This is a genomic window from Mycobacterium sp. SMC-19, assembly GCF_045310815.1.
Lineage (GTDB): Bacteria > Actinomycetota > Actinomycetes > Mycobacteriales > Mycobacteriaceae > Mycobacterium.
The window spans coordinates 498,454-520,353 of sequence record NZ_JBJIAM010000002.1 but is presented as its reverse complement, the minus strand read 5'-3'; the positions used below and the strand labels follow the sequence as shown (position 1 = coordinate 520,353).

27 protein-coding genes are annotated in these 21,900 nt (G+C 65.4%); 13 read left to right on the top strand and 14 right to left on the bottom strand.

What is annotated here, in order from left to right; all coding sequences use genetic code 11:
- Positions 1–9 precede the first annotated feature (9 nt).
- Positions 10–1,362 carry a serine-threonine protein kinase gene (locus tag ACJH5R_RS06575; RefSeq protein WP_406757073.1) on the top strand — a complete coding sequence of 451 codons (1,353 nt, stop codon included), beginning with the start codon at positions 10–12 and terminating at the stop codon, positions 1,360–1,362.
- Here ACJH5R_RS06575 and ACJH5R_RS06570 read toward each other — a convergent pair.
- Positions 1,359–2,954 (bottom strand): FAD-binding protein, encoded by a 1,596-nt coding sequence (locus ACJH5R_RS06570; RefSeq protein ID WP_406757072.1) that lies wholly within the window; start codon positions 2,952–2,954, stop codon positions 1,359–1,361. The genes ACJH5R_RS06575 and ACJH5R_RS06570 overlap by 4 nt on opposite strands.
- 244 nt (positions 2,955–3,198) lie before the next feature.
- Here ACJH5R_RS06570 and ACJH5R_RS06565 point away from each other — a divergent pair, with 244 nt between their 5' ends.
- Positions 3,199–3,987, top strand: coding sequence for a transglycosylase SLT domain-containing protein (locus ACJH5R_RS06565; RefSeq protein ID WP_406757268.1), 789 nt, complete (start codon positions 3,199–3,201; stop codon positions 3,985–3,987).
- Positions 3,988–3,990: 3 nt separating this feature from the next.
- On the opposite strand, the gene ACJH5R_RS06560 is transcribed toward ACJH5R_RS06565, so the two are convergent.
- From ACJH5R_RS06560 to ACJH5R_RS06540, 5 genes are all read right to left on the bottom strand, one after another.
- Positions 3,991–4,356, bottom strand: a complete 366-nt coding sequence (locus ACJH5R_RS06560) for an RNA-binding S4 domain-containing protein (protein ID WP_024441306.1) — start codon at positions 4,354–4,356, stop codon at positions 3,991–3,993.
- 12 nt (positions 4,357–4,368) lie between these two features.
- A complete protein-coding gene (locus tag ACJH5R_RS06555; protein ID WP_406757267.1) occupies positions 4,369–4,971 on the bottom strand; it encodes an FKBP-type peptidyl-prolyl cis-trans isomerase in 603 nt (200 codons plus the stop codon).
- 57 nt (positions 4,972–5,028) lie between these two features.
- Positions 5,029–6,042, bottom strand: a complete 1,014-nt coding sequence (locus ACJH5R_RS06550; RefSeq protein ID WP_406757071.1) for an NADP-dependent oxidoreductase — start codon at positions 6,040–6,042, stop codon at positions 5,029–5,031.
- A 73-nt stretch (positions 6,043–6,115) separates the two neighbouring features.
- The gene (locus ACJH5R_RS06545; protein WP_406757070.1) at positions 6,116–6,766 is read right to left on the bottom strand and encodes a maleylpyruvate isomerase family mycothiol-dependent enzyme; all 651 of its coding nucleotides are present in this window, start codon (positions 6,764–6,766) and stop codon (positions 6,116–6,118) included.
- 6 nt (positions 6,767–6,772) lie between these two features.
- Entirely contained in the window at positions 6,773–7,312 is a 540-nt protein-coding gene (locus ACJH5R_RS06540) for an FKBP-type peptidyl-prolyl cis-trans isomerase (protein ID WP_406757266.1), read from the bottom strand.
- Between the two features lie 79 nt (positions 7,313–7,391).
- Here ACJH5R_RS06540 and ACJH5R_RS06535 point away from each other — a divergent pair, with 79 nt between their 5' ends.
- Positions 7,392–8,429, top strand: coding sequence for a TIGR03617 family F420-dependent LLM class oxidoreductase (locus tag ACJH5R_RS06535; protein ID WP_406781510.1), 1,038 nt, complete (start codon positions 7,392–7,394; stop codon positions 8,427–8,429).
- 10 nt (positions 8,430–8,439) lie between these two features.
- Positions 8,440–9,336 carry a hypothetical protein gene (locus ACJH5R_RS06530; RefSeq protein WP_406757068.1) on the top strand — a complete coding sequence of 299 codons (897 nt, stop codon included), beginning with the start codon at positions 8,440–8,442 and terminating at the stop codon, positions 9,334–9,336.
- On the opposite strand, the gene ACJH5R_RS06525 is transcribed toward ACJH5R_RS06530, so the two are convergent.
- The 3 genes from ACJH5R_RS06525 to ACJH5R_RS06515 form a co-directional block, all read right to left on the bottom strand.
- Positions 9,333–10,157 (bottom strand): DUF6498-containing protein, encoded by an 825-nt coding sequence (locus tag ACJH5R_RS06525; RefSeq protein WP_406781624.1) that lies wholly within the window; start codon positions 10,155–10,157, stop codon positions 9,333–9,335. The two genes, ACJH5R_RS06530 and ACJH5R_RS06525, sit on opposite strands and share 4 nt — an antisense overlap.
- A gap of 76 nt (positions 10,158–10,233) precedes the next feature.
- Entirely contained in the window at positions 10,234–11,157 is a 924-nt protein-coding gene (locus ACJH5R_RS06520) for an NAD(P)H-dependent flavin oxidoreductase (protein WP_406781509.1), read from the bottom strand.
- Positions 11,158–11,181: 24 nt separating this feature from the next.
- Complete coding sequence (locus ACJH5R_RS06515) at positions 11,182–11,787, bottom strand: TetR/AcrR family transcriptional regulator (RefSeq protein ID WP_406781508.1); 606 nt, start codon at positions 11,785–11,787, stop codon at positions 11,182–11,184.
- 60 nt (positions 11,788–11,847) lie between these two features.
- Here ACJH5R_RS06515 and ACJH5R_RS06510 point away from each other — a divergent pair, with 60 nt between their 5' ends.
- Positions 11,848–12,486, top strand: a complete 639-nt coding sequence (locus ACJH5R_RS06510) for an O-methyltransferase (RefSeq protein WP_406781507.1) — start codon at positions 11,848–11,850, stop codon at positions 12,484–12,486.
- A gap of 23 nt (positions 12,487–12,509) precedes the next feature.
- Here ACJH5R_RS06510 and ACJH5R_RS06505 read toward each other — a convergent pair whose 3' ends face one another.
- On the bottom strand, positions 12,510–13,310 hold the full coding sequence (locus ACJH5R_RS06505; RefSeq protein WP_406781506.1) for an alpha/beta fold hydrolase: 801 nt from the start codon (positions 13,308–13,310) through the stop codon (positions 12,510–12,512).
- 284 nt (positions 13,311–13,594) lie between these two features.
- Between ACJH5R_RS06505 and ACJH5R_RS06500 the strand changes: the two genes are divergently transcribed.
- Entirely contained in the window at positions 13,595–14,023 is a 429-nt protein-coding gene (locus ACJH5R_RS06500; RefSeq protein ID WP_406781505.1) for a cellulose-binding domain-containing protein, read from the top strand.
- 9 nt (positions 14,024–14,032) lie between these two features.
- On the opposite strand, the gene ACJH5R_RS06495 is transcribed toward ACJH5R_RS06500, so the two are convergent.
- Positions 14,033–14,599: a dihydrofolate reductase family protein gene (locus tag ACJH5R_RS06495; RefSeq protein WP_406781504.1), complete on the bottom strand. Its 567-nt coding sequence runs from the start codon at positions 14,597–14,599 to the stop codon at positions 14,033–14,035.
- A gap of 50 nt (positions 14,600–14,649) precedes the next feature.
- Between ACJH5R_RS06495 and ACJH5R_RS06490 the strand changes: the two genes are divergently transcribed.
- Entirely contained in the window at positions 14,650–14,796 is a 147-nt protein-coding gene (locus tag ACJH5R_RS06490; RefSeq protein WP_406781503.1) for a hypothetical protein, read from the top strand.
- A gap of 24 nt (positions 14,797–14,820) precedes the next feature.
- Here the strand turns inward: ACJH5R_RS06490 and ACJH5R_RS06485 are convergent, their stop codons facing one another.
- Positions 14,821–15,372: a YaeQ family protein gene (locus ACJH5R_RS06485; protein WP_406781502.1), complete on the bottom strand. Its 552-nt coding sequence runs from the start codon at positions 15,370–15,372 to the stop codon at positions 14,821–14,823.
- 120 nt (positions 15,373–15,492) lie between these two features.
- Positions 15,493–16,215: a hypothetical protein gene (locus tag ACJH5R_RS06480; protein WP_406781501.1), complete on the bottom strand. Its 723-nt coding sequence runs from the start codon at positions 16,213–16,215 to the stop codon at positions 15,493–15,495.
- Between the two features lie 194 nt (positions 16,216–16,409).
- On the opposite strand from ACJH5R_RS06480, the gene ACJH5R_RS06475 reads away from it, so the two are divergent.
- Complete coding sequence (locus ACJH5R_RS06475; protein ID WP_406781500.1) at positions 16,410–16,661, top strand: type II toxin-antitoxin system PemK/MazF family toxin; 252 nt, start codon at positions 16,410–16,412, stop codon at positions 16,659–16,661.
- A gap of 475 nt (positions 16,662–17,136) precedes the next feature.
- Here the strand turns inward: ACJH5R_RS06475 and ACJH5R_RS06470 are convergent, their stop codons facing one another.
- Positions 17,137–17,667 (bottom strand): hypothetical protein, encoded by a 531-nt coding sequence (locus tag ACJH5R_RS06470; RefSeq protein ID WP_406781499.1) that lies wholly within the window; start codon positions 17,665–17,667, stop codon positions 17,137–17,139.
- A gap of 154 nt (positions 17,668–17,821) precedes the next feature.
- Here ACJH5R_RS06470 and ACJH5R_RS06465 point away from each other — a divergent pair, with 154 nt between their 5' ends.
- From ACJH5R_RS06465 to ACJH5R_RS06445, 5 genes are all read left to right on the top strand, one after another.
- Positions 17,822–18,442, top strand: a complete 621-nt coding sequence (locus tag ACJH5R_RS06465; RefSeq protein ID WP_406781623.1) for a TetR/AcrR family transcriptional regulator — start codon at positions 17,822–17,824, stop codon at positions 18,440–18,442.
- Between the two features lie 280 nt (positions 18,443–18,722).
- The gene (locus ACJH5R_RS06460; RefSeq protein WP_406781498.1) at positions 18,723–19,475 is read left to right on the top strand and encodes a class I SAM-dependent methyltransferase; all 753 of its coding nucleotides are present in this window, start codon (positions 18,723–18,725) and stop codon (positions 19,473–19,475) included.
- Between the two features lie 153 nt (positions 19,476–19,628).
- Positions 19,629–20,597, top strand: a complete 969-nt coding sequence (locus ACJH5R_RS06455) for an acyl-ACP desaturase (protein ID WP_406757049.1) — start codon at positions 19,629–19,631, stop codon at positions 20,595–20,597.
- Positions 20,598–21,188: 591 nt separating this feature from the next.
- Positions 21,189–21,545 (top strand): ArsR/SmtB family transcription factor, encoded by a 357-nt coding sequence (locus ACJH5R_RS06450; RefSeq protein ID WP_406757048.1) that lies wholly within the window; start codon positions 21,189–21,191, stop codon positions 21,543–21,545.
- A 51-nt stretch (positions 21,546–21,596) separates the two neighbouring features.
- Complete coding sequence (locus ACJH5R_RS06445; RefSeq protein ID WP_406757047.1) at positions 21,597–21,878, top strand: DUF1490 family protein; 282 nt, start codon at positions 21,597–21,599, stop codon at positions 21,876–21,878.
- The last annotated feature ends 22 nt before the right edge of the window (positions 21,879–21,900 follow it).

The following is a 21,900-nucleotide window of genomic DNA, read 5'->3' as shown; positions in this document are numbered from 1 at the left end:
GGCACCACCATGACCACACGCACCACCACACCCTGGGCGCTGTCATTCGATGCCAAAGGAGATGTCGACCAGGACGGTGAAAGGCAATTCCTGAAGCAACTCGAGGCCGCCAAGGTCGCTGACCTGGTGATCTTCAGCCACGGCTGGAACAACGACGAGGCGACGGCCGCCTCGCTGTACCAGCGATGGTCCGCCTTGCTCGATGACCAACTCGGCCCTGGCCGCACCATCGGCTTTCTGGGAATCCGATGGCCTTCGGCGATGTGGCGCGACGAACCCATTCCGGACTTCGATCCCACGCCCGGTGGCGCGGTACCCGGTGCTGCCGGGTTGGATGACACCGCCACGACGTTCGATGCCGACCCAAGCCTGAGCCCACAACAGTTGGCTGACCTCGTCTCCCTGTTCCCGTCGGGGGCCGCCGAGCTCCGCCACCTCACCACACTGCTGGCGACGGAGCCTGACCAGGAACAGCGCGGCGAAATGTTGACGGCCATGCGCAAATTCAGCGACAAGGTGCGGGCCGGGTTCGACGATGGCGAGGCTGAGACTGCCGACCCCACCCGGCCCGGCATGTTGGACGACGACAAACGCGCTGACGACGTCTTCGAGAGCTTCGCCGACGCGCTGACCGACGCGGGCGTCGACCTCAGCGATGGTGGCGGGGGCGGTGGCGCGGGCCTCGGCGACAGCATAAGGAAGCTGTGGATCGGCGCCAAGCAGGCGCTGCGTCAGCTGACCTACTGGCAGATGAAGAACCGCGCCGGGGTCGTCGGGGAACGTGGCGTCGGACCACTGCTGGTAGTTATCGCCGCCAGGTTCCCCACCTTGCGAATCCACTTGGTGGGCCACAGTTTCGGCGCCCGGGTGGTGTCCTTCGCGCTGGCCGGCGGACCAACTTCCACGCCGTCCCCGGTCAAGTCGGTCACGCTGCTTGAGGGCGCCTTCTCCCGATTCGCTTTTCTCGATGAGCTTCCGTTCTCGTCCCCGCACCCCAGTGGCGCGCTGGCCGGGCGCCTATCCCGCGTCGACGGACCGCTGACTGTCTGTTATTCCAGCCACGACATGGCCCTGGGCGTGATGTACCCGCTGGCCTCGGCCGCTGCCGGCGATGACAGTGCCGGCATTGACGATGATCCGCTGGGCCGGTGGCGCGCTATCGGTTCGCTGGGCGCCTACCAGGCACCGACCGAGCCCATCGGCGCAGTGCGGACCCCGTATTCCTTTGCCAAGGGCGCCATCCTCAATGTGGACTCCTCGGCGATAGTGATCAAGGGCGGTCCGCCGTCCGGCGCGCACAGCGACATCTTCTATCCGGAGCTGGCCTGGATCGTCGCTTCGGCGGCTGGGCTGACCGCCTAACTGGGTTGAGCAGCGGCGGTGGCCCCGGCGCGGCGTCCGGCAAACACGCAGTCGGCGATCGACAGTCCGCTGACGTAGGACTTCGAGGCGATGCCGATGGCGGTGCGGCCGGCACTGTAGAGCCCCGGAATCGGATTGTCGTTGGCGTCGACCACCGCGCCGGTGTCTTCGGAGACCCGGACGCCACCCAGGGTGAGCATGGGGGTGGGGCGTAAGACGTTGGGCCGCACCGAGATGTCCATCAGCGTGAATGGTCCCTGATCGATGCGCCGGCAGAAGTCGGCGGGTTTACCGGCCGGGTCGACGGTGCCGGAGTCGATCGCGTCGTTGTGGGCGGCGACTGTGGCTGCCAAGCCCTCGGCATCGATGCCTGCTGCCCGAGCCGCCTCGGCCAGCGTGGCACCGCGCACGGCGCCGGTGAAGATCAGCGCGGCGCCCTGGGCGCGTTGGAACCACAACGTCTGGGTGAGCAGTTGGCGGCGGGCCTCCGACATGAGGCGGGCGTCGGCCAGGATCCAGCCCTGGCTGCCATGGTTTTTCACCATGGCCTGTCCGACGGCGGCACCGTAGCGGGACTCGTCGATCACCCGTCGGCCGTCGGCGTCGACGATGATCGCCGAGATGAAGGCACTGGGGGGCGTGATGAACTTCCACACCGAGACGTTGTCCATGCGATCGGGTACCGCGCCGACGCTCTGGGCCAGCGCGATGCCGCTCCCGTCGTCGCCGCTGGTGCCCAGGGGCAGGCCACCGTTGAATTCCGGTGCGTAGCGCTTGCGCCATTCGGTGTTGGCGATGAAACCGCCGGCGCAGATGATCACCCCGCGGCGCGCGATGATCTCGATCGTTTTGCCGTAGCGCCGTTGCAGTTTCTCCAGGCGGCGGTCCATCGCGGCGCGGAGCGGCGGGTAGTAGACACCGGGTTTCGACGAGAGCGCAGCCAGGCGGGCGTAGCGGCGCTGGATGCGGCGGGGCGCCTGCCCCATGGTGGTGGCCCGCACGCCGACCACCCGGCCCGACGGGTCCTGCAGCAGGTCGGTGACGGTGGTGTGCGGGCGGAAGTCCACGCCGAGCTTGCGGGCCGATTCGGCCAGCGGCGCGTAGATCTTCTTGCCGGAGGTGCCCTTGCCGTAGGCGCGGTGGCCGCGCTGCACCGGCGGGGTGTGGGCGCGGAATGCTCCGGCGTTCTCACTGCCCGAGTGGTACAGGTAGTAGCGATTGTTGGGAAAAGACGTCTTGTAGGGGCACAGGCCGGAGTTGAACGGCACCCCGTGCGACTGCAACCAGTCGATCATCTCCGGGCTGCCGTCGACGAAGCGCTGCAGTGTGTCGGGCCGGACCGCGTCGCCGACCTCCAGGCGCAGGTAGTCCAGCATCTGCTCGGCGGTGTCATGCACACCGGCTTCTTTCTGGACCGATGTGCCGCCGCCCGCATAGATGATGCCCCCGGAGATCGCGGTGGCACCGCCGCCGTTGGCACGGTCGACCGCGATGACCTCGGCGCCCAGTTCGCGGGCGGTGATCGCGGCGGAGGTACCGGCCGCGCCGTACCCGACGACCAGAACGTCGGTCGTCACGCTGGTGGTGGTCATGCGCTCTCCCTTGACGACGTGAGCTGAACGGCCATCAATGTAACAGTCGCTAGTCCTCTGCTTGCGGAAGTGACCAGCGGTGATTGGTCGGTCTACGAGCAAAGCGAAACGTGTTCTAGATATCCGGGGACGCTCCGATCAGGCGCCCTGCGCGGTTCGGGACGGCTCACGGGAGAAGATGAACGGCATGGTTGCACGGTTGTGGCGTTTGGTCGCCTCCCTGGTTATCGCCGTCGGCTGCGCGATGACGGCGGCGCTCCCCGCCGGCGCGGCACCGGGCGTGGATCCCGCCGCGCTGGCCGCTGACCTGGTCGCAGCCGATCAGGCGTTGCGGAACACCTCGTCGCCGGAGCAGGTGCTGGCCGCCGCGGCCCGTCGGCAACAGGTCGCCTACCGCACCCTGGGCGCGCACCCCGAGTGGGATGCGATCGCTCGCGCGCAGATCCCGGCGGCGCTGCAAGCGGTCTACGACCGCAACATCGACGCGCGTCGTGCACTCATGGCGCTCACCGACCCGAAAGACACCATGCCGCCGTGGCGGGTGGTGCCGCCGGTGCCGGCGAACGAGTTGATGGCCAGCTACCGCGCGGCCGAGGCCGCGTCCGGGGTGCCGTGGAACTACCTGGCGGCGATCAACTTCGTCGAGACCGGCTTCGGCCGCATCAATGGCGTCAGCGATGACGCCGCCCAGGGGCCGATGCAGTTCCTGCCGTCGACGTTCGCGGCCTACGGCAACGGGGGCGACATCCACTCGCCGCGCGATGCCATCATGGCGGCCGGTCGCCTGTTGGCCGCCAACGGTTTTGCTACCAATCGCGACAAGGCGATCTGGGGATACAACCATTCCGACTACTACGTGCGGGCGGTCAACGACTACGCCGCGGTGATGGGCGGCGACCCGGCCGGGTTCGCCAGCTACTACCGCTGGGACACCTACTACCGGACCACCGCCGGTGATCTGCTGCTGCCGATCGGGTACGTCTCGTCGTCGCGGATTCCGGTGGGGGAGTATCTGGCCACGCATCCGCAGTGACCTTCAGCGCTGTTGGGCCCGCCATTTGTCCAGCACCCGCCGATCCCGTTTGGTCGGCCGTCCCGCGCCGCGGTCCCGAGTGGCCATCGCCGTGGCGGATGCCGGTGGGGGCGGTGGTGTTCGGTCCAGGTAGCAGGTCACCGCGTCGGCCGCGCCCACCCGCTTCTGAATCACCCGCAGCACTTCGACGATGCGGGTGCGATCGCCCACCAGGGCACTCACCACGTCACCGGGCGACACTGTCGTCGCCGGCTTCGCCGGGCGGTTGTTGACCCGCACGTGTCCGCCGCGGCACGCGGCGGCGGCGTCCGGCCGGGTTTTGGTGATCCGCACCGCCCACAGCCACCGATCCACCCGGCTCGATTCCATGGCGGCCCAGGCTCAGCGGGAGGCGTTGAGGATCTTGATCGCGAAGACGAGCGTGTCGCCGGGCAGGATTCCGGCGGCCGGCTGCCCGTCGGGATAACCGTCGGCCGGGACCATCGCGACCGCCACCGTCGACCCGACCTTCTGACCCGCAATGGCCTTCTGGAATCCCGGGACCACGCGGTCCAGACCGAAATCGACCGGCTTGCCTCGTTCGTAGCTGCTGTCGAACACCGACCCGTCGCGTCCGTTGACACCCATGTAGCAGACCGACACCGTTGCGTGGTCCCCGACGACGCGGCCGTCGCCGGCGTGCAACGTGTGCACCTCGGTCTGGGTGACCTTGAACGGCCCGGTCACGACGACGCTCGGTGCGGCGGAGTTCGTGGAGCCGGTCACCGCGATGCTGCCGGTGGCTCCCTTCAAGGTCCAGTCGGCCGCAACGCCTTCCGCCGGCGGCTTGGCGGGGCAGGCGGTGACGGTTTCGCCACCCGGGGGCAGGAACAGGTCGGTGACCGACGACGTTTTCGACGAAGAGGTGCTGTCCGAACCGCCACAACCGGCGAGCGCCGCCGCCAACGAGGTGACACCGACGGCGAGTGTGACGAACCGAGGCATACGCGAATTCACCTTGGCAACGCTACAGCCCGGCCCGGCCGGGTGGCCCCGGTGTCGCTATCCGGAGATCTTCACCACGAGCTTGCCGACATTCTTGCCGTCGAACAGCATGTTGATCGCGGTCGGCAGCTGCTCGAAGCCCTCGACGACGGTTTCGAGCGGGGTGAGCTTGCCGGCGGCGATCAGCTCGGAGATCTCGCTGTTGGCCTCCGGTGCCCGTAGGAAGTGATCGAGGACGATGAAGCCCTTCAGGGTGGCGCGCTGGATCAGCAGGTTGCCGAATGCGCGCGGCCCCGGCGGCGGGTTGGTCTCGTTGTAGCCCGAGATCAGCCCGCAGAGCGCGATCCGCGCACCGACGTTCACGCGCGCAAAGATCGCGTCCATGATGTCGCCGCCGACGTTCTCGAAGTCGACGTCGATGCCGTTGGGCGTCGCGGCGGCAAGCTGGCGGGCCCAGTCGTCGGCGCGGTAGTCCACCGCCGCGTCGAAACCGAGTTGATCGGTGAGCAGGGCACACTTCTCCGGTCCGCCCGCGATCCCGACCACCCGGGCGCCGGCGGCCTTGGCGAGCTGACCGGCCACCGAACCGACCGCGCCGGCTGCGGCCGAGACGACGACGGTCTCGCCCGGTTGCGGCTTGCCGATGTCGCGGATCCCGATCCAGGCGGTGAGCCCGGTCATGCCGAGCGCGCCCAGGTAAGCGCTGGGCGAGACGCCGTCCGCGACGTCGACAGGGAACAACGGCATGGTGTCGGAGACGACCACGTAGTCCTGCCAGCCGGTCAGGCCCTGCACGGTCTGGCCGACCGAATAGTTCGGGTTCTTCGACGCGACCACCACACCGAGGCCGGCGGCGCGCATCACCTCGCCGATGCCGACCGGCGGCAGGTACGACGGAGTCTCGTTGATCCACATCCGGTTGGTCGGGTCCAGCGAGATCCAGTCGACACGCACCAGCGCCTCGCCGTCGCCGATCTCCGGCACCGCCTGCTCGCTGAGTTCGAAGGTGTCCGGCCCAATGCGGCCGGATGGGCGTTCGCGGAGAAGGAAGCGACGATTGCGATCGGTCATGAGCGCACGCTACCGGATGCAGCGGACCCTGGCAATGGTCGTTAAATCAGTTGGGGGACAACGCAACAGGTCCTCATATGTTGCCTGTGAACGTTCGTAGTGCCTGCACGTGGGCTGCGGGACCGCTCAGGTCGACGTCGGCTCGCGTCTGGCGCCCGGCCAACCAGCGAACCAGGTTTGCCGGCGTTCCCTGCACCAGCACCGCCTGATCCGTCTGGGGGCCTAGGGATGCCAAAACTTGGCCGTCGTCGGTGCTGACTCTCATCGCAGCACCGGCGGGCAGTCTTGCGTGCTGATAGCGCAGCAGTGGGGCGATGGCCTGTCGCAGTGTTGCCGGCGCCGGGTGGTCGGCGCCGTCGGCAGCGGCGAGGTCATCGTGATGGGTCCAGTACTCGAACAGCGTGAGTGGCGCCACCCGCGACCGGAGCAGCAGTCGCGGCAGTGGGCGCCGCAGCCGGTCGATCAAGTCGGTGAAGCCGTAGCGATGCTCACGCCGAATCGCGAACTCCACCATTCTCGGAGGCGCCGGGACAGCGATTCCGCGCGCCACCAGCGACCGCGCGATGAACGTCGAGATGCCGCCAAAGCGTTCCTCGGCCGCCAGGTGGGCCGCCAGATCTCGCGCGGTCCATGACCCGCACCCGGCGCGCGCCGAGGCGCCGGCGGCGCTCAACGAGTTCGTGAGTTCCGCCCGCTCGGCCTCGATATCCTCGGCGAGCGCCACCGTGGATCAGCCTGAGGCGCCCAGGATCTTGATCGCGAAGATGAGGGTGTCGCCCTGCCGGATGCCGGCGCTGGGCTGGCCGTCGGGGTAGCCGTCGGCGGAGGTCATGGCCACCGCAACCGTCGATCCGACATTCTGGCCGGCGATCGCCTTCTGGAATCCGGGGATGACGCCGTCGAGCGGGAAGTCCACCGGGGCGCCGCGCTTGTAGCTGCTGTCGAACACCGACCCGTCGCGTCCGTTGACGCCCATGTAGCAGACGGACACCTTGGCCGTGTTCGAAACCACCGGGCCGCTGCCGGCCTGCAACGTGTGTACCTGGGTCGAGGTCACGCTGAACGGCGTCGACACATCCACCCGGGGCGCGGCCGTTTCGGTCGATCCGGTGACCGCGACGCTGCCGGTGGCCCCGGTCAGCGTCCATTCCGGCGCGCCGCCGGCCGGCGCGGCGGTGGGGCAGGTGTCGGCGGCCGACGCCGTGCCTGCCGCCGCGAAGGGCAGGACGATTGCCGTGAGACTGGCCGCAACAGCAACGAATGAATGCATCCGAGTGGGTTTCACCACCGCCACGTTACAGACGTAAAGATGACCCGTCAGCCGGGACTCGGCACGTAGTCTCACCCAGGTGCACATTGACGTCATGGCCCTACCGCAGCCGTTGGGGAAGGCCGGCGAACTGGCCCGCAACACCCAGGCCGCGGGTTTCTCCGGTCTGTTGTTCACCGAAGCGGGGCGTACCGCGTATCTCAACGCTGCCATCGCATCTCAGGCCGCGCCTGGTCTGGAGCTGTCGACCGGTGTCGCGGTTGCTTTTCCCCGCAGTCCGTTTGTCACGGCGGCCACCGCGTGGGAACTGCAGGAGGCCACCGGTGGCAGGTTCCGGCTCGGTCTCGGCACCCAGGTACGTACTCATGTGGTGCGGCGCTACGGCGCGACGTTCGACCAACCCGGGCCTCGGCTGCGCGACTACGTGCTCGCGGTCAAGGCGTGTTTTGCCGCCTTCCGAACGGGAAAGCTGGATCATCACGGAGACTTCTACGACCTGGATTTCATCACCCCGCAGTGGAGTGCCGGCCCGATCGATGCGCCCGATCCCAAGGTCGATGTCGCGGCGGTGAATCCATGGATGTTGCGGATGGCCGGCGAGGTGGCTGACGGTGTGCACGTTCATCCGCTCGGCGAGCCCGGCTACCTGGCGCGTCACGTGGTGCCGAAGTTGGCCGAAGGAGCCGAGAGGGCAGGCCGTTCCCCGTCGGAGGTCGCCGTCATCGTGCCCGCGATGACGATCGTCGGCGACAGCGATGCAGAGCGGCACCAGGAACGAGAGTTCGCGCGGGCCAGCCTGAGCTTCTACGGAAGCACACCCAATTACGCCTTCATCTGGGATGAGGCCGGGTTCGACGGCACCACCGCCCGAATCCGTGAGAAGCAGAAGGCGGGCGACTTCGCTGGGATGGCGGCGCAGATCAGCGACGAGCACTTGGCCGCGTTCGCCACCGAGTCGACGTGGGATGCGTTGGCAGACAATCTGATCGGCAAGTACGGGGGAGTTGCGACGCGGCTGGTCCTGTACAACGCACTCGGCGATCCCGAGCGCTTCGAGCGATACGGCGAGATCGCCCAGCGGATTTCGGCCGGGCCGCGCACGATCCAGGACCGATGAGGTCGGTGGCGTGCTGATCGGGGTGGCCGCCGCGCTGTTGGCGTGTTTCGGCTACGGGGTGGCCACGGTCCTGCAGGCCTATGGCGCGCGTAGTTCTGCTGCCGCCGGCCAGGGGGAGGAGGCGCTCATCACCGCGGACGGCCGACCGACCCTGCGCTCGACCGCCAACGCGGTGCTGACCTCGGCGTTCATCGCCGGGATGGCCCTCGACGTCATCGGTTTCGCCGGCAGCGTCGTCTCGGCACGGCTGATACCGCTGTTTCTGTCGCAGACCATCATCAGCGCCAATCTGATCGTTACCGCGGTGCTGGGCATCGCTGTGCTCGGCGTTCGTCTGCACCGCCGCGATTGGGTGGCGATCGCTACGGTGATTGTGTCGCTGTGCGTGTTGGGGCTCAGCGCTGGTGGGGCAGGTACCGACACTTCGGGATCGGGGCTGCACTGGGCGCTGGTGTTGCTGGCGGTGCTGATCGCCGCCCTGGGCGTTGGTCTCATTCGCCTGCTGGGAGCCCGTGCCGCCGTCGCAGCCGGCTTGGTCTCCGGTGGCCTCTACGGAGTGATGGCCATCGCGGTTCGGGTGATCGACGGCGTCGATCCGCTGCGATTGCCGGTGCTGCTGACGGACCCGGCGTTCTGGGCGATCGGTATCGCCGGCGCCGGTGGCTTCTACCTGTTTACCGTTGCGTTGCAGCTGGGTTCGGCCAACGGCGCCGTTGCGGCTCTGGTCGTCGGCGAGACGGTGATGCCCGGCATCGTCGGGGTGACGCTGCTCGGGGATACCGCGCGGGCCGGGCTGGGCTGGTTAGTGGCGTTGGGCTTTTGCACCGCGGTCGTGGGCGCGGTGGCCGTCGCCATGTTCGGCGCGGCCGGCCATGCCGATGCGACGAACCCGGCCGTACTCCGTTAGGTCCTGGCGGTCTTCCAGGGCTGCTCGTTGCGCCGTTGCCGCTCCCGTTCGTTGGCTTGGTCTTTCACCCAGAAGTCCTCGAAACGTTCGCCGGGATGCACGTTCGGGAGTCGATCCATCAGGTTGCTGAGTGCGCGTGGCGGCCTGGCCGGCTCCCATTGGGGCACCACAGTGCTGAGCGCGGCAAGGCTCTTGAGCACGACGAACACCGTGAACAGGGCGCCGGGAGCGTTCGTCGCGGCGATCCCGGCGAATCCGAGCAGCAGGGTCATGTGCACAACCATGACGCGGCCCAGGCCGACGTTGGCAGCGGTTTCGATATCGCGGAAGGACCAGCGGCGCAGGTCGACCAGATCGGTGAGGAATTCCATCGTCAGGAATAGCAGTACGCCCAGGCATCCCCATCCGACGCTGCGCCAGTCCAGATCGATCATCGCAAGCTCGGGGGCACGGTTGTGGATCAGCAGCGCGAGGATGGCCGCCAGGAAGAATCCATGGGCAGCGCAGAACACCAGGCTGATGAGCGCGAAGCCGCTCAAGAACGACGAATTGGAAGGGCCGCCGGTTCCAGGGCCGCGATAGCGGAAGTGCCCGTACTTGGGGTTCAGGCGCTGGTGCACGGCGATGCGGGCTATCACCAGCAGACACATCGCGACGTTCTCGAACCAGTACACGACCACGGTCGTCGCACCCGACCAATGTTGGCCGAACCAGCCGAATGCCGGGACGGCGATGACGCCGAGTACGGCGAACAGATGCAGGGGTGAGAACTTCGAGCGGCGCGGCGCATCCTGCCCGGATTCAGGCCCCGAATCGGGCAGGGTCACGTGTCGTCCATCCCACCATGGCGAACCATTGGATGATCATGGACGTTCCGAGCTCATCTGCGGGCGCGGTTCACAAACTTTCGGTTCGCGCTCGTGCTCCGTCCAGCACCGCTTCGATCTCGCCCCAGGTGCGACGAATGATCTCGGCCACCGGCAGGAGATCGACGATCCGGGATGACACTTGACCGGTGTTGGCGACGCTGGCTTCCATGTCGCCGTCGAAGTACAGCTCGGTGATCTTGCCCAGCAGCCGCGAATCCGGGTCGCGCGCGGCTACCCGGGCGGCCAGTCCGGTCCGCAAGACCCGCATCGTGGGGTTGCCGGGAACATCGAGAAGCACTGTGCCGGAATCGTTTGCGGCCACGATGGCGTCCTTGAAGTTCGCGTGCACCGCGGCCTCATGGCTAGCCAGCATCCGAGTGCCCATCTGCACGCCCTCGGCGCCCAACACCAGCGATGCCGCAGCCGACCGCGCATCGCAGATTCCACCGGCGGCGATGATCGGCAGGTCCACGTTTTCGGCGACCAGCGGCAGCAGCACCATGGTTGAGGCGCCCAGCAGTGACTTGAAACCGCCGCCTTCCACACCTTCGACCACCAGCGCATCGACACCGGCGTCGGCGGCTTTGAGCGCGCCCTTGAGTGAGCCGACGACGTGGACCACCGTCATGTCGGCGTCGTGCAGCAGTTTGGTGAACAGTGCCGGGTCACCGGCGGAGGTGAAGACATGGCGCACGCCGGCTTCGGCCAGGGTGTCGACGATCGAGGGGTCGCTCTTCCAGCCTTGGATCATGAGGTTGGCCGCCACCGGTTTGTCGGTGAGCTCGCGCACCCGCTGCAGATCGGCCCGCCCTTCGGGGGTCAGCGTCTCGATCACGCCGAGCCCGCCTGCCTCGGACACCGCCGCAGCGAGTTCGGCGCGCGCGATGTAGGTCATCGGGGCCTGGACGACGGGGTAGGCGACCCCGAGCAGGGATTGGATGCGGTTGGTCACGGCTTATTCAAGCACCGTGGCTGCCTACAGCTTTGACCAGCGGCGGCACATCGACAGAGCGCCGTCGACGACTTCGTCGATGAAGGTGTCATCAACGGGTTCGCCCGTCACGATCACCCGGTAGTGCATTCGGCCGACGAGCCACTCGGAAAGCGCGGCCACGTCGGCATCGGGCGTCAGCTCACCACGGGCGATTGCCCGAACGAACGGTTTCTGGTCGCGAACCCGCTGATCATCGAGGTAGCGAGCCCGAAAGATCTGGGCAAGCTCGGGATCGTGCTGGATCTGCCCTACCAATGCGCGATAGACGGCGCCCGCATCGTCGACGGTGAGGAAGTGGGCGGTAGCGCGCAGATGGGCGCGCAGATCGGACTCCAGGGAGCCGGTATCGGGCGGTTCGAGTTCGGCGGCCGCATCTTCGAGGAAGGCGTCCATCAGGACATCCGTTTTGGAGCTCCACCAGCGGTAGACCGTCTGCTTTGCCACCCCCGCCGCCCTGGCGATGCCCTCGACGGTGACGCCGGCGAAGCCCTTCTCCGCCAGCAGGTCGTCGGCCGCATGCAGGATGGCCTCGCGGGCCGCTTCACTGCGTCCGTGCCGGTTACCGCGGTGCGGCTGTGCGCTTGCCACAGCTCGATCTAACACCACCTCAATCTAGACAAGACGCAACGTAGCGTCTAGCGTAGAGACATGACTGCAACCTTGGACCACCCGGAATACACCTCGATCATCGACCGGCTTTTCGCTGATGCGCAGCGCGATGCCGACCGCCGACAAGGCATCTCGCCCAGCGACTACACCGTCGAGGATCGGGCAGAGGCCTTTCAGGACGTCTACCTGTCCGTGGCGCCGGACTCGGGTCGGCTGCTGTACAGCCTCGTTCGTGCGTTGAAGCCGACGACGATCGTCGAATACGGCATGTCCTATGGGATCTCGACGCTGCATCTGGCCGCGGCGGTCCGCGACAACGGCACGGGCCACATCATCACCACGGAGATGAGCTCGCGGAAGCTGGCCGCAGCCCGAGCGACGTTCGCCGAAGCTGGGGTCAGTGACCTGATCACCATCCTCGAAGGCGACGCTCGCACCACCCTCAAGACCATCAGCGAACCCGTCCAGTTCGTGCTGCTCGATGGCTGGCCCGACCTCGATCTGACGGTGATCAAGCTTCTTGAGCCGGTGTTGGAAACTGGCGCACTGATTGTCGGCGACAACGTGAACCTGGACCCGACGCACGCCTATCTCGACTACGTGCGCGCACCGGAGAACGGCTACGTGAGCAGCCCGCTGGCTCTTGACACGGGGCTGGAACTGGCTGTCCGCGTTTAGCTTTGGCTACACGCTGCTGACGGTCAGGACGCCTCGGCCTGCGTGTGGGGCGCGCTGCCCTCAAGCAGGACGCGTGCGACGAGCTCGGGATCGTCGGCCATCGGCACATGGCCGCACCCAGGCAGACGGATGTGGCGGGCCTGGGGGAGTCGCTGCTCGGCGATCTTCGCTTGGTAGGGCAGCAGGATCCGGTCATGTGCCGCCCATGCGATGGTCACCGGGATGTCCGCGGGGATCTCCCGGTCGAAGACTTCGGCGGCCGGGAAGATCTTCTTCATCGCGGGAATGGCCCGCCGCATGCCGTCGAGGTCGGCCACGAACTCCTCGGCCGGGATTCGCTCGGGGTGCGCCGAGACCACCGAGCCCATCATGTGCCGGGCCCGTGGCGAACGAGCAAGGCGCGGCACTACGGGTGCCAGCATCCGGGCGCTGGTGGTGAGCAACCGGAAGATCATCCGAACGTAGGCGAAATCGAGGGAGTTGTGCCAGTAGGCGGCGGGGGACAGCACGGTCGCGCTCGCGACCAGATTGTCGGCGGCGGCCTCCATCGCGATCCGGCCACCCAGGGAGTTGCCGCCGATGTGCGGGCGGTCAAGGCCGAGCTGGTCCAACAGCCCGACCAGTTCGTCGCGCAGCGTTCCCTGTACGTCACCGTTGCGGACCGCGAAGTCATGCGATTCGCCGTGGCCGGGCAGATCGAAGAGCACCACGGTGCGGTGATCGGTCAGGTGCTCAAGCACCGGGTACCAGGCCTGCCTGCGGTGGGTGATCCCGTGGACGAGCACCAAGGGCTCACCGGTTCCATGGATCTCGTACTTCAGCATGTGGGTGCTCCTTCGCGGACATGATCTCGCCCTTGGGCAACGGTAGCCCTGCTGGTGATCGGGCAGGGGCCGTGGGGTGGACTGATGGGCCGCCCAGGTGTAGCCCGTCTCGATACGTGGTAACCCTGCTCGATGACTACGTGGCTGGCGCAGGGACCCGGATTGACCAGCTTTCACGATGGCGCCGACTGACGTCACGTGACGGTTTCAGTTGAGCAAAGGTATTGCAGGGGAGCGGCGGTGACAGGGCCGATCTCGCGTGTTCGGTCTTAGTGTTGGCTGCTATGGCGGGGATCCACAGTTGCGTGAAACGCTGCCGTGCAGCGCTTCACGTTGCTGTCGCGGCAGTGATGGTTGTCATCCTCGGATTCGCGACCACCGCCGTAGCTCATGCGGCCGCGGCCACCGCGACGTTGTCGGTTACCTCGACCTGGCAGACCGGCTTCATCGCGCGCTTCACCATCACCAACTGGAGCAGCGTGCCGATGACCGACTGGCGCCTTGAATTCGACCTGCCGGCGAATGAATCCATCTCACACGCGTGGAACAGCAGCGTCGGCCGATCAGGCACGCACTATGTGCTGGCCCCGGCGAACTGGAATCGGATCATCGCGCCGGGCGGTTCCGCCACGGGTGGCTTCCGAGGGGTGTTGTCCGGGACCTACTCGCCACCGGTGAACTGCATGCTCAATAGGCAGCTGCTCTGCACCTAACGGGCTCGTTCAGTCCTGCGTCGCGGCGTAGCGCAGTAGCACCGTGCCGCCGGGAAATGTGCGATTCTCCAACAGTCGCAGCGAGATCCATGACGGCAGGCTCGGGAAGAACGGGGTGCCGCCGCCGACGGCGGTGGGGGCGATAACGATCCGAAACTCATCTACCAGTCCGGCCTGCACAATCGGTGCGGCCAGCGTCGCGCCGGCCACCTCCAGGTTGCCGCCGGTTTCGCCCTTCAACTTCCGCACTACGTCGACCGGGTCGCCGCGTTCCAGTCGGGAGTTCCAGCCGACCGACGCCAGGGTGCGTGAGAAGACGACCTTGGGCATGGCGCGCCAGATGCGGGCGAAGTCGACGATCAACGGGGGAGCAACCGGGTCCTCATCGGCCGTCGGCCAGTATGCCGACATCAGTTCGTAGAGCCGCCGCCCGTAGAAGGACAGCGCGGTCTCGCGCTCGAAGTCGTTCCAGTACCGGTGCAGTTCGTCGCTCGGCTCGCTCCAGTCGATGCTGCCTTTTGTGTCGGCGATGTAGCCGTCCACCGACACGGTGAAGCCATAGATGAGCTTGCCCATGGAGATCAGTGTGCACTGGACACCGCCCGGGGCAAGGGGAGAATTGGGGCATGTCGCTCGCGCTCTGGATCATCGCTGCCGTGCTCGCCGTCGGGACGATCGCCGGCGGACTGATGCGGATGCGGGTGTGGTTACAGAGGCCGGTGCCGCCAGAGGTGATCGAGGCCGCGCACCGCGATGACGCCGAGGACGAGTAGTCAGCGAGAGCGGGGCTCAGATGCTCACTGCAATGGCTCGGGCGTGAAGGTGACGTCGACTCCGCCGACGGTCATCGTCACCTGACCTTCGATCACCATCACCTGTGCCGAGACCCGTCGATCGACAGTCCGGGCCAGTTGCTGCACCGATGCGTGCGGTATCTGCACCACCGACAGATTCGGTAGCGCCGCCACTTTGGGGCCGACGGTGCGCCACCAGGTGGCCACGCCGGCGGCGAACGGGAAGAGCAGCACCTGGTCGGCCTGGCTGGCGGCCTTGCCCAAGGCGCGTTCGTCGGGCTGGCCGACGTTGATCCACTCAAGGATTCGGCCGGTGTAGTCGGTGAGCGCCAAGTCCGGTACGCCAGGGGTGGACAGGCCCGGCCCGAACGCCAACTCACCGTCGATGTCGCTGAGTCGGTGCGCGCGAAGCCCAAAAGTCAACAATCGCACGACCATCCGCTCATCGTTCTCACTGGGATGGCGGGCCACGGTCAGCGTGTGATCGGCGTAGTAACCGTGATCGATATCGGAGACGCCAAGTTCGACTTTGAAGACTGTTGCAGAAAGGGCCACGTCCATAGTGTCCACCCAGGTGGTGTCGCCCGGGGCAGTCGGGCCGCGCTAGATCTGCGTGTGGTCGCGCACCCGGATCACTGATTCAGTGCGCCCTCTCGGTGCTGTAGCTGTCGTCGATCAGAACAGCGCAGTGAAATCGGTCATCAGCTGACTAAAATCTGATGCGGCAGAGGCAGGTTCAACCGTGGGAAACTCAAACAGCGTCAAAAATGGCGGCTGCCCGTCAAAACTGAGCACGTCTTTGAAGCCCGCCGCGTCGCTGATGAAGGTGTTGGTCAGTCCGACCCCGTTGCCGAAGAACCCCTGCACGGTGAATGCGTCAGCGAACCCGACTATCGGGTCGTTCAGATAGGAATTAACGAACATCGGCTCCACACCGCTCAGCCCGAGCTGCACAGGGGTGAACGGGAATAGTGCCAACACATCTTCAGTGGTCCCGATGTGGGGGAACGTCGAGTCGTCCAGCAGTGCGGTAACTTCTGAATGACTCACGCTTCCCAGAATCGGTATGTCGTACGACGGCATATAGGAAATAGTCGCGTGGGCCGTGTACCACCCATCAGTCACCGGTACGCCAACGGGATCGAGATGGTGTGTGTATGTCGCGACGTTTCCGTTAGAGGCTGTCGGCAATATGGTTAGTTCGCCGGGGAGTGTCGCCACCGGATATGGCGTTGACGACATCGAGAGATAGGGCCAGGCGTCGTCGATGGCGTCAGCGCCGGCGACTGGACTCGCAGCCAGGGCCACACCAAGACCGGTGCCGAAAGTGATTCCGAGAAGCACGATTACGCGGCGCGAGTGCAATAGCGGATGAGTCGGCATCGCGGATTCTCCCATCGGATGTCACCGGTACAGCACTGCCGAAAATTGATACGTTTACAAACAGTACTACATGTTACAAACCGGCGCACCGGTTACTATCGGGGGTGCCATCGCAGCGTCGCAGGAGGCCCCACCCATGAAGGGGCTTGAGGTGGCGATCCGCAGTCGCTACCTCGGAATCGAGGAGGATAGGGCCAAGGGCGGTGGTGGTGTCGGTCGACATTCTCAACAACGGACCGGGTGGCTTGGTGGTCGTCGTTCCGATCACCATGGCCGGTTGCGGCCTGCGAAGCCATGTCGAACTGGAGCCTGAGTCCAGCGGGCTGGACCACACCTCGTACGCGTGCTGCGACCAACTGCGAGTCGTCTCGATCGAACGGCTGTCATCTCGCCAGGGGGTGATCGGTCCAGATCAGATGCAGGCCATCGACCAAGCTCTGTGCTTTGTCCTCGATCTGTGATGCTCGGCTATCGGCATCGCATCGTCGGACGAAAACAATTGGGGTGCAGCGCAACATGGTCCGGTTCGGCGGGGGTTTCATCTGGTGAAAACGGCCAGCTTAATCTGACATAATGTACGTTATCGGCGTTAGCGATACCTGCTGGAAGTGGGCCGGGCCGGATCTGTATCAACGTTTCCTTCGCCTGGTATGCGGAGTCGGCCCCCGGAGTGGCACCATCACCAACCATCACCCGTCTCGGGTGTGCAAACCGCGCAGGCGTTCGCGGCGCCGGCCGCGCCGGCAAGGATCCCGTGCAGGTACGTCGTCGCCTCCGGTACGCTCGCCGCTATTCACGGCGCGGCGCCGGCCGCGCCTGGCCCCGAGTCGCCCCTGCCTCACCTCGCACTGCGCAAAGGCAATACGTCACAGTGACGAAATGACTGCGCAGCCCGGATGGGCCTGTCGACGCGAAATCGCTTCTCGGAGTGGCGAATCAGCTCTGAGGTGGCATAGTGCCACTAAGGGTACGCATCGTCCGCGCCAGCCGCCGGTGACGATGAGCGAAGAAGTGCCCAAGGATGGTGCTCACCAGTGTCCTGGCTCCAGGGATGAGTCCAAGCAGCGCCCGCGGGGCTACCGTGATCTCGTCGGTGACGAGGGTCTGCTCACCAGCGGTACCGTTCGTGGGTTCCAAGGTGCGGTGATGAACCCAGATGCGCATCCCCGTCATTCGGGACTCTTCGCGGAACATCCGGCCCGGCTCGATCTTGGCGATGGTGATGTCGTCGAAACCGACCGGGATGACCCCGAAGAGCAACAGGTAACTTTTGCCGATCCGGGTGCCAGGTGTCACGTCGCCTATGGACCTGCCGCGGAACCTGCGCGGCATGGTCATCTTGAGATACGGACCCATCTCGTCGTTGATCCCGTCTTGCGAGGTGATCCCCCGCCACACCGAGTCAATCGGAGCGTCGATCACGCTGGCTTTGCGGATTACCTGTTCATCGGTACGGACCGATCTCATGTCGTTCCCTTGATTGGCTTGGTTGGCTGGTTTGATCTGGGATGCACACAGGGCTGTTGTAGACGCTTGAGCAACCCTCGCCGTTGTTAGGATCACCTCAATACTGAGGGGAATTCCTTGGTTTGACTACTCGCATTTCGGCAGGAGTTCAGCAATCGCTCCACCAGACCGGTATCGCCCCCGTAAGCAGCCGAAACAGGACCGTGCCAAGGAGACTCGGCAACGGGTGCTCGACGCTGCCGCTCAAGTTTTCTCCGAGCGGGGGTATTCGGCGAGCACGAACCGCATCGCTGAATATGCGGAGCTGTCCATCGGCTCGCTGTATCAGTACTTCCCCAACAAGGATGCGATCCTGCGGGCCCTGATGGACCAGCACGTCGAGGCCAGCATGGCGCTGTTGGTCCGACGTACCGCCGATGGTCTGCCCGACCGCCTTGAGGACACGCTCCGAATCTTCGTCCGATCGGCCATCGACAACCATCGCGAAGACCCTGGGCTGCATCGTGTGCTCTTCGAAGAAGCTCCGCGATCCCCCGAATTCCTCGACCACCTACATCAACTCGAACGCATGGCAGTTGCGTCGACCGCAAAGCTACTGGCTCAGTACCCAGAAGTGAATGTCGGCGATTCCGCGACCGCCGCACAGATCATCGTCGCGACCATCGAATCGCTCGTCCACCGACTTATCGCGACACCCACGCCGGTTGCCGCAGACGTGACCGAAGACGCGATTGTCGTGATGCTCTGCAGCTACCTGACCGGCAGCGCCGGGTGAGATGTCCCAAACGGAAATCGATCCGAAATCGGTTCTCCAAGTGGAGAATCACGCTGCGCTCTTCGCTACTCCCCTCTCGCCATCCAATAGATACGTCAGGGTGACGAATTGAGACGATCCCCCTTCCGGCCAGCGATTCGACGACGTCGGGTGACTCCAGCCGTTTGAGCGGGCTGCGGCTACGCCAGGCCGGATGAGAATGGACACCGGATGAGGGGCCGCTCGGGCACGCGCTGGCCTACTCTGATTGGCCTACCGACGTTGACGAGTTGGGCATGGCATGAGCACTTACGACCGAACTGGAGCCGCCTACTCGGTGACCCGTGTCGCCGATCCCCGTATTGCGGCAGTCATCGACGAGGCTCTGCGTGGCGCGGCATCGGTGGCGAACATCGGTGCCGGCACCGGGTCCTACGAGACGGCATCCACCGTTGTGGCCGTCGAACCCAGCCGGGTGATGATCAACCAAAGGCCCTCGTTTGGCGCTCCGGCGGTTCAGGCAGCCGCTGAAAACCTGCCTATCAGGACGGGCGCCGTCGATGCCGCGATGGCTCTGCTGACGGTTCATCACTGGACCGACCTCGCGGCCGGCCTGGCTGAGATGATTCGTATCGCGCGTCGACGCGTAGTCGTATTCACCTGGGATCATCTCATTTTTGGTCAGTTCTGGCTGTTGCGCGACTATCTTCCGGCTGCCGCGGAGACCGATGCCCGGCTGGCTGTCCCGATGGACATGTTGATCGAATGCCTTGGCGGGGAACGAGTCTCAGTGGCTCCCGTACCTGTGCCGCATGACTGTCGGGATGGGTTCGGAGGGGCCTACTGGTGCCGCCCGGAGTTGTACCTCGATGCTGCCGTGCGGAACGGAATGTCGTTGTTCACGCTGACGTCGAAGGGTCAACTGGAGGACGGCTTGTCCCGCCTGCGCGCTGATGTCGCAACTGGCGCATGGCAGCGGCGACACGCCGAGCTGCTCCGATCGACACAACTTGACCTTGGATACCGACTCCTGGTTGTCGACGTCGCCGAATAACATGCACGTGATGTATTGGCGCGACTCTGTGTCCCACTGATGTTCTGCCTGTGATTTCGCCCAACTGGTCTGTCGGCGTCGGCTTGCAGTGTCCGGGCGGGGTATGGTTCGTCGGGCTGGGGGGCCATCCCGAGAGCCGTAGAAGGGGATGCGATGCCGAGGCAGTTGACCGATCTGGAGATACTGCGCGAGTTGGAGCCCGTTGCGGCAACCAATGTAAATAGGCACGAGTTGGTGGCGGCCGAGTGGAATCCCCATGACTATGTGCCCTGGGACCGTGGCCGTGATTTCGCGCGGATCGGCGGCCTCGACTGGTCACCGGAGCAGTCGCAACTCAGTGATGTCGCGAAGGCGGCGATGATCACTAACCTGCTTACCGAGGACAATTTGCCGTCCTACCATCGTCAGGCGGCCAAGTATTTTTCCCATGATGGCGCCTGGGCGGCGTGGGTGGGCCGGTGGACCGCCGAGGAAAACCGCCATGGCATCGTGATCCGCGACTATCTCCTGGTGACCCGCGGAGTCGACCCGGTGGCGCTGGAACAAGCACGAATGCAGCACGTGAGCAACGGCTTCGGAGCCACCGCTGAGGAGGAGTCGCAACACAAGACCGACTTCCTGCTGTCGGTCGCCTATGTGACCTTTCAGGAATTGGCCACGCGTATCAGTCACCGAAACACCGGCAAGGTGTGCAATGACCCGGTTGCCGACCGGATGCTGCAGCGCGTTGCTGCCGACGAGAACCTGCACATGATCTTCTACCGCAACATGTGCGGTGCAGCATTGGATCTGGTTCCTGATCAAGCACTGGAAGCGGTCGCCGACGTCGTGGAGAATTTCCGGATGCCCGGCCAGGGCATGCCGAACTTTCGGCGCAACGGGGTGTTGATGGCTAAACACGGGATCTACGACCCGCGGCAGCATCTGGACGAAGTCGTGCGGCCGAATTTGCGTAAGTGGCGGATCTTCGAGCGCGATGACTTCACTTCGCGCGGAGAACAACGCCGGGAACAGCTTGCAAAGTACCTCGAAAGTCTTGAGCGCCAGGTGATCAGGTTCGAGGAACAACGCGACCGTCGTCTGGCCCGGGACGCCCGCAACCAGGAAGCGAAAGCCGGTTAGGCCCCGGCGTCTAGGGCCGTTGCGGCCCTGTTGGCCATACAGTGAGAGTGAGAGTCGCTTTCGAAGTGTGCGACAACGCTATCGAGCCATGGCGGCCACCGCTGGGGGCAGCTGACCGCCATGGCCGCTTGACCCGCCGCTAGCCGGGCGGTGGCGGCGCTACCGGCTGGCACGCATTGACTGCCGGATTCCACCAGTTACCGGGGCCGCAGTTCGGCGGTGCGGTGGGTTGGCACGCATTGGCGCCCGGGTTCCACCAGTTACCTGGGCCGCAATCAGGGGGCTGAGCCACGGCCACGCCAGGCGATACTGCTGCCACGTACGACATGGGCGCCAAGGCAATCGCGACGGCGCATGTCATGCGGCGTAGGAACACGTTCATCGGTCCCTCCTTCGGAAGTGCCCAGACCCTCAGGCTGGGTGTCGATCTACTAGCACTACCCCTTCCGGCGGTCTCGCAATCACAGGCGCGAAACAGTATGTCGCTGTGATGAAGTGATGCACCGGCGGTGCCCCCTGAGACCGCTTGCGGGATTCGCCGAATCGGCCAGCTGTTGATAATAGGTCAGCAACTACTGTACTGTTCAGCAAATGCTGACGTGTGAGATGCGAGAGTCGGCCCTTGCGCGGCTCGGTCGAGCGCTGGCTGATCCAACGCGATGCCGAATCCTGGTGGCTCTCCTGGACGGTGTCGCCTATCCCGGGCAGCTGGCATCGCATCTGGGGCTGACGCGGTCGAACGTCTCCAACCACCTGTCGTGTCTGCGCGGATGCGGTCTGGTGATCGCAACGTATGAAGGTCGCCAAGTTCGCTACGGGTTGGCGGACCCGCATCTGGCACGCGCGTTGGGTGAGCTGGTCCAGGTGGTTCTGGCGGTCGACACCGACGAACCCTGCATCGACGACTGCCTGACCTCCAGGGCAGTCGACGTAGCGGCTGAAACATAGCCAGACGCTCCGAGCTGTCTTGGCATAAAACAACAATGAGGAGATGTCGCAGTGGTTCCGCAGGCATTTTTGGTCAAAGCGGCCGAAACGGTGGTCACCGGTCTGGTCGGGGTGAGCGCCTTTGAATTGCTACGCAGGGCGGCGGGTGCGGCTCCGGTTCACCGCGCCGCGGTAACCGCCACGGAGTGGGGGCTGCGTGGCACCCGACGAGCCGAGGTGGCGGCCGAGGCGGCTCGGCTGAGAGTCGCTGATGTGGTCGCAGAAGCGCGTGACCGCCTCGGTGAAGAAGTTCCGCTGCCGGTCGCCACCACTGAAAGCGACGACTGCTGCTGAACTGAAAGGGCTAAGGGTGACC

Excerpts from the sequence above, each read along its gene's own strand:
- ACJH5R_RS06575 (WP_406757073.1), top strand. The coding sequence starts at position 10 with ATGACCACACGCACCACCACACCCTGGGCGCTGTCATTCGATGCCAAA.
- ACJH5R_RS06570 (WP_406757072.1), bottom strand. The coding sequence starts at position 2,954 with ATGACCACCACCAGCGTGACGACCGACGTTCTGGTCGTCGGGTACGGC.
- ACJH5R_RS06565 (WP_406757268.1), top strand. The coding sequence starts at position 3,199 with ATGACGGCGGCGCTCCCCGCCGGCGCGGCACCGGGCGTGGATCCCGCC.
- ACJH5R_RS06560 (WP_024441306.1), bottom strand. The coding sequence starts at position 4,356 with ATGGAATCGAGCCGGGTGGATCGGTGGCTGTGGGCGGTGCGGATCACC.
- ACJH5R_RS06555 (WP_406757267.1), bottom strand. The coding sequence starts at position 4,971 with ATGCCTCGGTTCGTCACACTCGCCGTCGGTGTCACCTCGTTGGCGGCG.
- ACJH5R_RS06550 (WP_406757071.1), bottom strand. The coding sequence starts at position 6,042 with ATGACCGATCGCAATCGTCGCTTCCTTCTCCGCGAACGCCCATCCGGC.
- ACJH5R_RS06540 (WP_406757266.1), bottom strand. The coding sequence starts at position 7,312 with ATGCATTCATTCGTTGCTGTTGCGGCCAGTCTCACGGCAATCGTCCTG.
- ACJH5R_RS06510 (WP_406781507.1), top strand. The coding sequence starts at position 11,848 with ATGACTGCAACCTTGGACCACCCGGAATACACCTCGATCATCGACCGG.
- ACJH5R_RS06505 (WP_406781506.1), bottom strand. The coding sequence starts at position 13,310 with ATGCTGAAGTACGAGATCCATGGAACCGGTGAGCCCTTGGTGCTCGTC.
- ACJH5R_RS06500 (WP_406781505.1), top strand. The coding sequence starts at position 13,595 with ATGGCGGGGATCCACAGTTGCGTGAAACGCTGCCGTGCAGCGCTTCAC.
- ACJH5R_RS06495 (WP_406781504.1), bottom strand. The coding sequence starts at position 14,599 with ATGGGCAAGCTCATCTATGGCTTCACCGTGTCGGTGGACGGCTACATC.
- ACJH5R_RS06490 (WP_406781503.1), top strand. The coding sequence starts at position 14,650 with ATGTCGCTCGCGCTCTGGATCATCGCTGCCGTGCTCGCCGTCGGGACG.
- ACJH5R_RS06480 (WP_406781501.1), bottom strand. The coding sequence starts at position 16,215 with ATGGGAGAATCCGCGATGCCGACTCATCCGCTATTGCACTCGCGCCGC.
- ACJH5R_RS06470 (WP_406781499.1), bottom strand. The coding sequence starts at position 17,667 with ATGAGATCGGTCCGTACCGATGAACAGGTAATCCGCAAAGCCAGCGTG.
- ACJH5R_RS06460 (WP_406781498.1), top strand. The coding sequence starts at position 18,723 with ATGAGCACTTACGACCGAACTGGAGCCGCCTACTCGGTGACCCGTGTC.
- ACJH5R_RS06455 (WP_406757049.1), top strand. The coding sequence starts at position 19,629 with ATGCCGAGGCAGTTGACCGATCTGGAGATACTGCGCGAGTTGGAGCCC.
- ACJH5R_RS06450 (WP_406757048.1), top strand. The coding sequence starts at position 21,189 with ATGCTGACGTGTGAGATGCGAGAGTCGGCCCTTGCGCGGCTCGGTCGA.